We start from the raw sequence: 11282 nt of genomic DNA on the forward strand, positions 1-11282 counted from the left end.
TTTGGCATTTCCTTCATTGCCGATGACAGGGACACAGACGCAAAGGGGAGGCCAAAAACCGTGGGGCTGGAACTTGGAAGATTCTAAATTGAAGAAATCATATAATCCATTGAAATTATTGTGCTTTTATAAAGTTAAGAACTTGTTCATTATACGGGAGTTTGCAAAATTGAAATTGAAAACCGGACGAAGTCAGCTGCGGTTTTCGAAATTGCAAAGCCCGAAGCTGGTTCCATGTAGGAATGCCGGGGCGCATTCTTGCGACCCGGCGTTTCTCTCTCCAGAGGCTTTGAAACGTCAGAATATGAAGCAGTTGCTGTCGAACAAGGAGGTGACCGACTGGGTCCCCACGTCATTCAAAGTGCACACATCCTGGTAGGTTCCGTTGCCGTTCAGGTCGACGGCAAGTGTCGTATCTCCATCCAGAACCGTTGCTTCCAGCTTAGCCAGGAAGGAAGGATCATCGTCAAATCGGGCAAGATGGCTGAAATCCAGAAGGTCGACGCCGATTTCAAAATCGGTGATTTCATCCACTCCCGTCAGATCCCAGGTCCGGAAGACGAACGTGTCGGCACCTTCGCCGCCTGTCACTGTGTCGGCACCTCTCAGACTGCGAATCTGATCATCGCCGGCACCGGCTTCAATCACGTTTACCCCGGAGGTTCCTTTCAGAATGTCATCGCCGCCACCTGACTTGATATTGTCGATGAAGTGCAGGGTATCCGTACCGATTTCCAATCCATGGCCGCGTTTGTTGTGCAAGGACACCGAAAGGTCGACATCAAAGTCGGAGTAATCGACGGTGTCGTTGCCTTTGCCGCCATGCATGTAGTCGTTGCCGGCATCTCCATAGAACGTGTCATCGTCATGACCGCCGTAGAGCTTGTCATTGTTGTGACCGCCGCGGAGTTCATCGTTTCCGGCACCACCTTTTAGGGTGTCGTCTCCATAGCCACCAATAAGAATGTCGTTCCCGGAACCGCCAATGAGGCTGTCGGTGCCGTTGCCGCCATCCAGCATGTCGTCTCCGGTACCGCCATTCAGCGTGTCATTGCCGGTTTCTCCGTAAAGGACGTCATTGCCATTGTTGCCGTTCAGCTCGTCGTTGTGATGGCCTCCGTAAAGTGTGTCGTCGCCTGAATTGCCGTAAAGCGAGTCTATTCCTGAACCGCCGAAAAGCATGTCGTTACCGCTGCCGCCATGCAGGTCGTCATAACCGTTGTTGCCATAGAGCCAATCATCGCCAGAGCGACCATGCAGTTCATCGGCACCGGAACCGCCATGAAGAACATCATTGTCGGATCGCACGATCTCTGGACGATTGCCCTGTCCCGAACCGGTATCGCCCATGCCAATTTGCTGCTGATAGTGAGCGTTTAGAAGCAAAGCGTTCTGAATGCCGATATCGACGGTGAAGACGCTGTCATCGAAGTCTCGGTCACCGCCGTTGAATAGGTCTTCAAACCCGAGCGTGATGGTGCCCGCATCCGTTTTCAACACACCTGTCGTGTGTAGAAGGTTATCCGGGTTGAGCCCAACCGTGTCGCCATAGGCGGCGGTGTGATAGGGATCGTACTGGATCAGGGTCTGGGTGCCGTCGGCCGCGATGTGATAGAGGCGGGGGCTGTCGCTGTTCAACGTAGCGACAGTGCCATCACTGTTCAGAAACTGGAGCGTTCCGGTTTCCATGTCGAGACCTGCATAGCCATTGTTTCGGCTATAGCCGTTTGAGACGATGAAGAAGGCGATCTTGTCGCCTGCCTGCACATCCAGAAACTCACGGGACTCGCCTTGCACGAGGTCACCGCCACTCCCTTGCAAGGAAGCATTCGGCCAGATGAAATTAACATCGGTGATTGTGCCGTCGTCAGCAACCTTGTAATAGCCGAACGTGTTCTTGTAGCCGGCGGTCTCGCCTTCGAAAACGACCGACACCGGGTGATCACCCGTTATTGCCATGGATGTCAGCTGGACGAGATTGGGGCCACCGGAACCGTAAAGTATGTCGTTACCGTTATGGCCGTAAAGCGTATCATCACCGGTACCGCCCCAGATTTCGTCGTTACCGTAATAGCCCTTCAACGTGTCGTCGCCAAAGCGACCGGACATGACATCTGAATGGACCGATCCATTCAGCACGTCATCCTCATTCGTCCCGATCACGGGGCGTGTTGCAGGTAAGCTTGCCATTTACATTTCTCCTTCAATTGAGGCGAACACGCGCTTCCGGTGAAGGCTTTGCAGGCTTCGGGCCAGCGCGCCCGCATTGAGGAGAAGTGTGAAAAAGTCTATCTATTTCAGATGTTTATTTTGTTGTTCGGAATCAGAATTCGAACTGAACCTTTGCGTTTTAAGACAGCTCTTACCGTTTTGAAAAATCCGGTTCCGGCAATGGGAATTGGTTAACGTTGCACCTCAGGGAGACAGCCGTAAGAGTCTGACGAACAACGTTAATAGTAACTTCGGCAAGCGTTGAGTTCAAAAACCGCAGTCCTGTGGCAGTTCAATTGGCTGATGCTTGTCTTATCCCATCCTTGAGCGCCCTGATCGCATCTGTTTCCACAATCCCGGAGCGGCTCAGCAAACCGATTGGACGTGCCACTTCGGGGTTGAGGAGGTCCTTGAAGGTCAGGGACGTTCCCTGTGTGGATTTGATGACCGACCGTGGAAGCAGGGCGATGCCGACCCCTTCGCTGACCAGTTCCATCGCGGTTGTTGAGCGCCCGACTTCATACGACCATTGGGCCGTCAGGCGGCTTTTCGCCATCGTCTCGTCAATCAGAAGACGGTTGCCCGTGCCACGCGCCGGGAGGATCAAGGGGTGACCTTCCAGGTTTGCCCAATCGACCCTGTCTTGACTGGCCAGAATATGAGTCGAGGGTATGGCCAGGCCGATAGGATCATTGAAGAGCGTTTCGAACCGAGTGTTTGGATCAAGGGAGCCAATCGAACACACACCAAAATCTGCGTCGCCCTGCGAGACGGCTTCGGCCACTTCGTTTGCCGCAAAATCCAGCAAACGAATTCGGGCGTTGAACCCCTGGTTTCGAAATTCTCTCAGCGCCGACGGCAGCAGAGAGGCGACCACCGTCGGGATCATCGCCAGCGTGATCACGGAGTTACGCTGATAGGCAAACGCAACGCTTTCATCCCGCATGGCAAGGGCCGTCTCTCTTGCACCTTCCAGCATGGCCTCGGCACGTACCTGCAGTCTCTTGGCGGCAAGTGTCGGCCTGACTGCGCGGGTGGTACGTTCAAACAGCGGTGAACCCAATGCCTCTTCCAGCTTCTGCACACGCCGTGTAACCGCGGATTGCGAGAGGCTCAACCGCTCAGCCGCGTGATGGAAGGAGTTGGTCTCCATCACTGCCAAAAAGGCTTCCAGATCGTTGAAGTCAAAATTAATGCGCATATCGCATCAATTTCAACAAAGTCATCATTAGTCAAATCAATTGCTCGATTGGTAGAAAGGCCTGAAGAGGACCCGGACCATGACCACGCAATTCGATTTGGCCGTAATCGGTGGCGGCAACGCGGCGCTATGTGCTGCGATCACCGCCGCAGAGAGGGGCGCCAAAGTTGCCATTCTGGAGACAGCCCCCAAGGCCTATCGAGGCGGCAATTCTCGCCACACCCGCAATTTCCGGTGCATGCATTCGACACCTCTCGGGCCGTTGGTAGAAGATTACAGCGAAACAGAATATTTCGAGGATTTATTGAAGGTCACCGATGGCAAGACTGATGAAAAGCTTGCCCGGCTCGCCATAAGAACTTCGGAAGAATGTCTCCCTTGGATGGAAAGGCGAGGTGTTCGTTTCCAGCCATCTCTGTCAGGCACACTGTCGCTTGCGCGCACCAACGCCTTTTTCATGGGCGGTGGCAAATCCCTGGTGAACGCCTATTACCGAACCGCGGAAAAACTGGGAGTGAAAGTGCTTTATGAAGCTCATGTCACGCACCTGGAGTTGGCAGGCGACCAAATCACCCGCATCGACTATTCCCACGAAGACATAAATCGGCAGATGTCGCCGAAGGCTGTCGTTGTTGCATCCGGCGGTTTCCAGGCCGACACCGACTGGTTGACCCGCGCGTGGGGGCCTGCCGCACGTAACTTCCTCATTCGTGGCACACCTTATAATCGAGGTGTGGTTCTTGCCGATCTTCTGGCGCAGGGAGTTCAATCCGTCGGTGATCCGACCCAGTGTCATGCGGTCGCCATTGATGGTCGGGCTCCCAAGTTCGACGGTGGCATCGTAACTCGTCTCGATTGCGTGCCATTTTCAATTGTCGTCAACAAGAATGCCAAGCGGTTCTATGACGAGGGCGAGGATGTCTGGCCCAAGCGCTATGCGATCTGGGGACGGTTGGTTGCGGGTCAACCTGATCAGGTCGGCTATGTCATCATTGACGCAAAATCCCTGAACCTGTTCATGCCGTCTGTTTTCCCGCCGATCAAGGCGGACACGCTTGAAGAGCTCGCCCGGAAAATGGGATTGCCTGAGGCGGAACTCCGCAAGACCGTCGACGAGTTCAATGCCGCGTGCGGCGACACGTCGGCATTTCACCCGATGGAGCTGGATGCTGTCGCCACGACCAACCTGATGCCGCCAAAGACGAACTGGGCGCGCCCGATCACGGAAGCACCGTTCTACGGCTACAGCCTGCGGACTGGTGTCACCTTCACCTATCTGGGCCTCAAGGTTGATGAAAATGCCCAATGCAGCACCGCAACCGGACCGATCAGAAATCTGTGGGCCGCAGGTGAAACCATGGCTGGATCAATTCTCGGGCAAGGATACCTCGCGGGCTTCGGCATGACGATCGGAACCGTGTTCGGACGCATCGCGGGACAGGAGGCTGCCAATTATGCAAACTGACCTTTTGCAGGAAGCCCGCCGGCAGGCTGAAATCTGTAACGCCTGCCGATATTGCGAAGGTTACTGCTCCGTGTTTCCGGCGTTGCATGCCGAGCGGTTCTTTTCCGATGGCGACCTGACCCAACTTGCTAATCTCTGTCACAACTGCCGGGGCTGTTACTATGCCTGCCAGTATACGGCGCCGCACGAGTTCGGCCTGAACCTTCCCAAGGTTCTGGCCGAAGTCAGGCACGACAGCTGGGAAACCCACGCATGGCCCACATCTGTTGCACGCGCATTTCAAAAGAGCGGTGTCATGATCGCTCTGGCGACCGTTCTTGGGTTTGCCGTAATGTTCCTCGCAATTCATATGTTCAAGCCTGCCGGCGGGGACGGTTTTTATGCGGTCCTGTCCCACTCGGTCATGATTGCCATTTTTCTGCCGGCGTTCCTGTTTCCGCTGGTCAGTATCGCAATCAGTCTGACGAGATATTGGCATACAACGGGTGGGACCAAGGTAACACTGGCGCAGATATCCGTTGCATTCGAGTCTGCTGCCAAGATGAAGAACCTGGCAGGAGGACATGGCGACGGCTGCAACTTTGAAGACGAAGACCGGTTCAGTCAGGCACGTCGGCTGGCGCACCAGGCGGTAATGTACGGCTTTTTGCTCTGCTTCGCTTCGACATCCGTCGGTACCCTGATGCACTATTTTCTGGATATGCCTGCGCCCTATCCGTTCTGGTCGCTGCCGAAACTCCTTGGCATTTCCGGAGGAATTTTGATGGTTATCGGCACCGTCAAGCTTGCGATGTTGAAGCTGCAGGCTGACAAAAACCTTGGTGCTCCGTCGGTGTGGGGAGGGGAAATGGGTTTCATTGTGCTGCTGTTCGTGGTCTCGCTCAGCGGGTTGCTGCTTTATGTTCTCGGCGGAACAGTGCTTCTACCGGCACTGCTTGCCATTCATCTCGGCTCGGTTCTGGGTTTCTTTCTGCTGACGCCCTACACAAAGATGGCGCACGGGTTTTATCGCCTTGCAGCCCTTGTTCGGGATGAGCAACGCAGACCTGCCGGGTAAGCGGTGTAACTGGCAAAAGCCATTTCTCAATTGCGGGGAAGGGTAATCCGAACTTCCAGGCCCGGGGCTTTCCCTTGCAGGACGAGACTGCCGTCATGACGTTCCACAACCCTTGCAACGATCGGCAGGCCCAGACCGCTGCCACCGCCAGATCCTGAAACTTGTCCGAACCGTTGCAGAGCCGTCTGAATGTCCTTGTCGGTGAGACCGACGCCATTGTCCCTGACGACGAATGTGACACGATCATCCGTCGCCTCTAGGGAAACCTTGATGCTGCTAAGCTGCTTTCCACCGTGCTTCAAGGCGTTGTCGATCAGATTGGCAACGGCCTCGCGCACCATCGTCCGGTCACCTGTCACAGAGACGGATGGCGCGCCTTTTTCGAAGTCGATCTGAACACCATTGAGGTCTTTCCCGGAAAATTCCGCTGTCAGTTCATCAAGCAGATCGCTTAAGGAAAATCTCTCCTTGGTCGACGCGGGACTGATCGATTTCGCGCGTTCATAGGTCAGCAGTTTCTGGGCGAGTTGGCTGGTTTCCTTCGCTGCCTTCACTAGATCGTCCGCGCGTTCCCGGGCAGATGCCTCGTCTTTCGCCGACCGTACGGCTTCGGCAAGGGACAGAACGCCGGCAATGGGATTTCGAAGTTGGTGGGCGGCGTTGGAAATGAATTCCGTCTGGTTTGCCATCGCCTGGGAAACCTGTCCCAGAAGTCGGTTCAAGGTGCGTACGATCCCTTCGACTTCAACAGGTACGGGCCTGCGGATCGGTTTCAGATCCTCACCGGAGCGCAAATCGATGGCTTGCTGGAGATCGTTCAAAGGATGAAGTCCAATCCGGATGCCGAACCAGACGATAAGAGTGAGCGAGGTGATGATGGAGGAAATCGTGATCAGGGAACGGAGCATGAGATCCCGCACGAACTTGGAGCGATCCGTCACGTTTTGCCAGACCGTGGTTGTGAAAATACCACTGAAACCATCAACTTGCATGCGCGTTCTCATCCGGAATCCACGAACTTCGCGTCCCAGATACTCACCGTTGAAATAAACCGGGCTAAGGTCGCTGTCTGTCGTGCGTGGAATGCCTGCGGGCGGGGTGGCGTATCCGGCAACGATGACGCCATCGGGGGCATAGACATGATAAAAGACCCGCCCTCCGGAAGTGTCTGACAGGATCTTCCGCGTGCCGGGAGCAAGAGCGTCTCCGCTTGAAAGGGCCACATCGTTGGTGACTGCGAGGGCTGCTGATTGCAGGCTGCGATCAAAAACCTCTCCGGCCGTTATCCTTGCGTTGTTGAGCTGCCAAAGCCCCGTAGCGCCTGCAACGAACAGGAGTGGGACAAGGATGATCAGCGTCAGGCGAATGCGAAGAGAATAGGTTCTCTTCATGTTTCGGACCTGTTCAGGGAGTATCCGAGGCCTCGGTGGACCTGGATGTTGACACCGTAGGGGCTCAGCCTTTTGCGCAAGCGGGAGACATAGACCTCAATAACTTTCTCATCTGTCTCGCTTCCCGCGCCATAAAGCTGATCCAGAAGACTTGCTTTTGAAACGGTGCGCCCGTTCGCCTGTACCAACCCGGCCAGCAGGGCGAGCTCCCGTCTTGGAACTTCCAGCGCAACATTTCCTTCAAGCAATTGCAGTGCGCCGAGGTCGAACTTGAGAGGACCGACCTCCTGCAAGTGCCGCGGTGCGGTTGCCTTGCGCCGACCGAGTGCGCGAATTCGGGCTGCCAGTTCTTCCATCTCGAAGGGTTTGACAAGGTAATCGTCTGCCCCGGCATCCAGCCCCAAAACCCGATCCTGCGTTTCCGACCGGGCGGTCAACAGAATGACTGGACGGGGATCGCCGCGTTCTCGCAAACCACGGAGCAGCTCGAGCCCGCTCTTGCCCGGCAGATTGATATCGAGAATGACCAGGTCGCCATCTTCCTGCTGCAGAAAGTCTTCGGCGTCACCTCCATGATGCAGAACATCGACTGAGTGACCCGCATCTCTCAATTGGTATGCTATGCCTTTGGCAAGGCTCACGTTATCTTCGACCAGCGCAATCCGCATATTTTTTTCTTTTTCGATGAAAGCTTATTGCAAGCTTCGCAGGGAAATCTTGATGCATCAAGCCGCTTTTGAGCGGCCTGACCGCGCGGTGGACGTAACCGGTCTGCCTGCGCCATTGGGAGGAAAAAATGGTTCTTAAGAAGCTTGCGCGTCAACTGACGCTCAGTGTCATGTGTGCTGCTGGTGCTCTTGCTCCGGCTCAGGCACTCGCGGAAGGCATTGACCTTTCCGGCAAAACGGTCGAGTGGGTTATTCCGTTTTCTGAAACCGGTGGATCAGCCAAATGGGCCAACTTCTATGCCCCCTTGCTCAGCGAAGCATTGCCCGGCAATCCAACCGTTGTAGTAAAATTCATGCCAGGTGCGGGCTCGACAAAGGGCGCGAACTGGTTTCAGAACCAGAAGTTCGATGACAGCCAGGGCACCGTGATTTTCGGATCTTCCGGCTCGACCCAGTTCCCGTATCTCCTCGGCGACCCGCGGGTTCGTTACGAGTACAAGGACTGGAACGTCGTTCTGGCATCCGGAACCGGAGGTGTCGCCTATCTGCCGCCTGATCTTGCAGACAAGATGAACGGTGAAGACGCCAGCGCCTTGCGTGACGTTGACTTCATCTATGGTTCGCAAGGTGCAACCCGTCTTGATCTGGTGCCTTTGCTTGCATGGGAAATGCTGGGCCTGAAAGTGGAACCGGTATTTGGCATCAAGGGTCGAGGTGATGGCCGGCTGATGTTTGAGCGCGGCGAAGCCAATATCGATTACCAGACATCGTCATCGTATCTGAAAGGCGTGACACCACTGGTCGAGGCCGGAACGGCCGTGCCGATGATGACCTGGGGGGCACTGAATCCCGAGGGCGATATCGTTCGCGATCCGACTTTCCCGGACATTCCCACCTTCAAGGAAGTCTGCGAAGCGACGGACGGGTGTGAGACAAGCGGCGAAAAATGGGACGCCTGGAAGGCATTCTTCATTTCCGGTTTCCCGGCACAGAAGATGGTTTTTCTGCCGAACGGCGCCTCTCCGGAGGCAGTCCTCACTTACTCCCAGGCATTCGAGAAGATCAAGGCACGGGATGACTTCGCCGAAATCTCTGCCGGTCGTCTCGGCAAATATCCTCAGATGACTGGTGGCAAGGCCCAAGGTGCACTGAAAAACGCGACCGAAGTTCCCGACAGCGCAAAGGCCTTTGTCGTGACCTGGCTGAAGGATCGCTACGGCGTCTCCTTGAAGTAAGAAGACCAGCCCGCCTGGGAGATATCCGGGCGGGCATCCCACGAAATTCAAATCAGAGACGATCCAGTGGACATTCTTGGTACCGCTATGCCTGCGCTCGCCGAGGCGTCAGCGATGATCTTACAGCCTGCGGTTCTCGGCTACCTCATTCTCGGCGTGGTCATGGGACTTTGCGTTGGCGTCTTCCCCGGTCTCGGCGGTATTGCGGGTCTGTCCCTGCTGCTGCCGTTCATGTTCGGCATGGACCCGGTCCTCGGCCTTGCCCTGATGATCGGTATGGTGGCGGTTGTGCCCACGTCCGACACATTCGCTTCGGTTCTGATGGGCATTCCCGGATCTTCCGCCTCGCAAGCCACCGTCCTTGATGGTTTCCCATTGGCGAAAAAGGGCGAGGCCGCCCGCGCCTTGTCGGCGGCCTTTGCTTCATCTCTGTTCGGTGGTCTGGTTGGTGCGGCATTCTTGACCCTTTTCATTCTGGTCGCCCGACCGATCGTGCTTCAGTTCCGGACGCCCGAATTGCTGATGATCACGCTTTTCGGTCTGTCGATGGTTGGCATTCTCGCCGGACAGGTCGCCATCAAAGGCATTGTGGCTGCAGGCCTTGGTCTGATGGTGGGAACGATAGGTGAGGGCGACAGTGCCGGTGCCCTGCGCATGGCAACCTACGACATGCCGTATCTAACGGACGGTCTGAAATTGGTGATCGTTGGTCTTGGCATTTTCGCCATCCCGGAAATCGTTGCTCTCTTGCGCCAGGATCGAGCCATTTCGGAGCGCTCCATGCTTGGTGGGGGCTGGCTTCATGGCGTGCGCGATTGGTTTTCGAATATCTGGCTCAGCGTGCGTTGTTCCCTGATCGGTGTGACGGTCGGTGTCATTCCCGGGCTTGGCGGTTCGGTTGTCGACTGGATTGCCTATGGCCATACGGTTCAAACCTCAAAGGACAAGTCCAAATTCGGCAATGGCGACATCCGGGGTGTGATTGGGCCGGAGAGTTCCAACAATGCCAAGGAAGGCGGCGGTCTGGTGCCAACCCTGTTGTTCGGTATTCCCGGGTCCGGATCCATGGCCGTCTTCATCGGCGCAGTTGCGCTGCTCGGCTCGGGACAGATCGAAGTCGGTCCGTCCATGCTTAAGAACAATCTGGATGTCACATACGCGATCGTCTGGCTGCTGGCGCTCGCCAATGTTGCCGGAACGATCATCTGCATTCTGGGCTCCAGTGGCATTGCGCGACTGACAACCATTCCCTTTGCGTTGCTGGCGCCATTCCTCTTCATGATCATCTCGTTCGCCGCGTTCCAGTCGGGGCAGAACCTGATGGATCTGGTGGCCCTGTTCAGCATCGGTCTGCTCGGCATTCTCATGCGCCGGTTCGATTGGTCCCGGCCTGCGTTCCTGATCGGGTTCGTTTTGTCCAATCCGGCGGAAACCTACACCAATCAGGCCGTTCAGATTGCCGCTTCCAGGTTCCGCAAAAGCTTTTCCGACGGAGTGGAGTACATCTTCTCACCGATCGTGATTGTCCTGATCATCATTACGGTGATTTCGGTGTTTGTTGGTCTGCGACAGTCGAAAAACATCAGGGCGGAAGGTGAGGTTGCGGTTGGCACGAAACGCGCGCCGCTCATCTTCCTGATTGCCATCCTGGCCTACCTTGTCTTTGCCTTCACCAATGCCTCGCTCATTCCGGATTATGCTTCCGCGGATCGCGTGTTCCCGCAATTTGTCGGGCTGGTTTCGATTGTCGGATGCGCGGTCCTTCTTTTCCGTATGCGCTCGGCATCGGAAAAGGATCCGCTTTTCTGTGACAGCGAGGTCGGCAATTCGGAAAACAACAGGCACGGTCTTTGGGCAACACTCGCCTGGTTTGCCGGCCTTCTCATCCTGACGTCTCTGGTCGGATTCATACTGGCGTTGGCCGTATTCCTTGTCGCCTTCATTCATTTCCGTGCAGGGCGGAACCTCACTTACGCGCTCCTTTATGGGGGCTGTGGTGTCGTTTTCATGTGCGCCATGGCGTGGCTGCTCAATCGGGATTTCCCACCGGGGGT

Annotated in this window: 8 protein-coding genes; 4 read left to right on the forward strand and 4 right to left on the reverse strand. The window is 55.8% G+C overall.

Features of this window, described 5'->3' with window-relative positions:
* Positions 1-297: 297 nt before the first annotated feature.
* Positions 298-2190, reverse strand: coding sequence for a calcium-binding protein (locus K5905_RS00235; RefSeq protein WP_297578750.1), 1893 nt, complete (start codon positions 2188-2190; stop codon positions 298-300).
* Between the two features lie 313 nt (positions 2191-2503).
* Positions 2504-3412 carry a LysR family transcriptional regulator gene (locus K5905_RS00240; RefSeq protein WP_297578753.1) on the reverse strand — a complete coding sequence of 303 codons (909 nt, stop codon included), beginning with the start codon at positions 3410-3412 and terminating at the stop codon, positions 2504-2506.
* A gap of 79 nt (positions 3413-3491) precedes the next feature.
* Here K5905_RS00240 and tcuA point away from each other — a divergent pair, with 79 nt between their 5' ends.
* Both tcuA and tcuB read left to right on the forward strand, forming a co-directional pair.
* Positions 3492-4877 (forward strand): FAD-dependent tricarballylate dehydrogenase TcuA, encoded by a 1386-nt coding sequence (gene tcuA, locus K5905_RS00245; RefSeq protein WP_297578756.1) that lies wholly within the window; start codon positions 3492-3494, stop codon positions 4875-4877.
* Positions 4867-5934 (forward strand): tricarballylate utilization 4Fe-4S protein TcuB, encoded by a 1068-nt coding sequence (gene tcuB, locus K5905_RS00250; RefSeq protein ID WP_297578759.1) that lies wholly within the window; start codon positions 4867-4869, stop codon positions 5932-5934. The genes tcuA and tcuB overlap by 11 nt, the downstream gene beginning before the upstream one ends.
* A gap of 26 nt (positions 5935-5960) precedes the next feature.
* On the opposite strand, the gene K5905_RS00255 is transcribed toward tcuB, so the two are convergent.
* Together K5905_RS00255 and K5905_RS00260 are read right to left on the reverse strand one after the other, a co-directional pair.
* A complete protein-coding gene (locus tag K5905_RS00255) occupies positions 5961-7325 on the reverse strand; it encodes a sensor histidine kinase (RefSeq protein ID WP_297578761.1) in 1365 nt (454 codons plus the stop codon).
* Positions 7322-7993: a response regulator transcription factor gene (locus tag K5905_RS00260; RefSeq protein WP_297578764.1), complete on the reverse strand. Its 672-nt coding sequence runs from the start codon at positions 7991-7993 to the stop codon at positions 7322-7324. Before K5905_RS00260 ends, K5905_RS00255 begins: the two co-directional genes overlap by 4 nt.
* Before the next feature lie 128 nt (positions 7994-8121).
* On the opposite strand from K5905_RS00260, the gene K5905_RS00265 reads away from it, so the two are divergent.
* Both K5905_RS00265 and K5905_RS00270 read left to right on the forward strand, forming a co-directional pair.
* Positions 8122-9228 (forward strand): tricarboxylate transporter, encoded by a 1107-nt coding sequence (locus K5905_RS00265; protein WP_297578767.1) that lies wholly within the window; start codon positions 8122-8124, stop codon positions 9226-9228.
* A 66-nt stretch (positions 9229-9294) separates the two neighbouring features.
* The coding region (locus tag K5905_RS00270) for a tripartite tricarboxylate transporter permease (protein ID WP_297578770.1) at positions 9295-11282 on the forward strand (1988 nt) is incomplete at its 3' end.

This window comes from Roseibium sp. (assembly GCF_025698965.1).
GTDB lineage: Bacteria > Pseudomonadota > Alphaproteobacteria > Rhizobiales > Stappiaceae > Roseibium.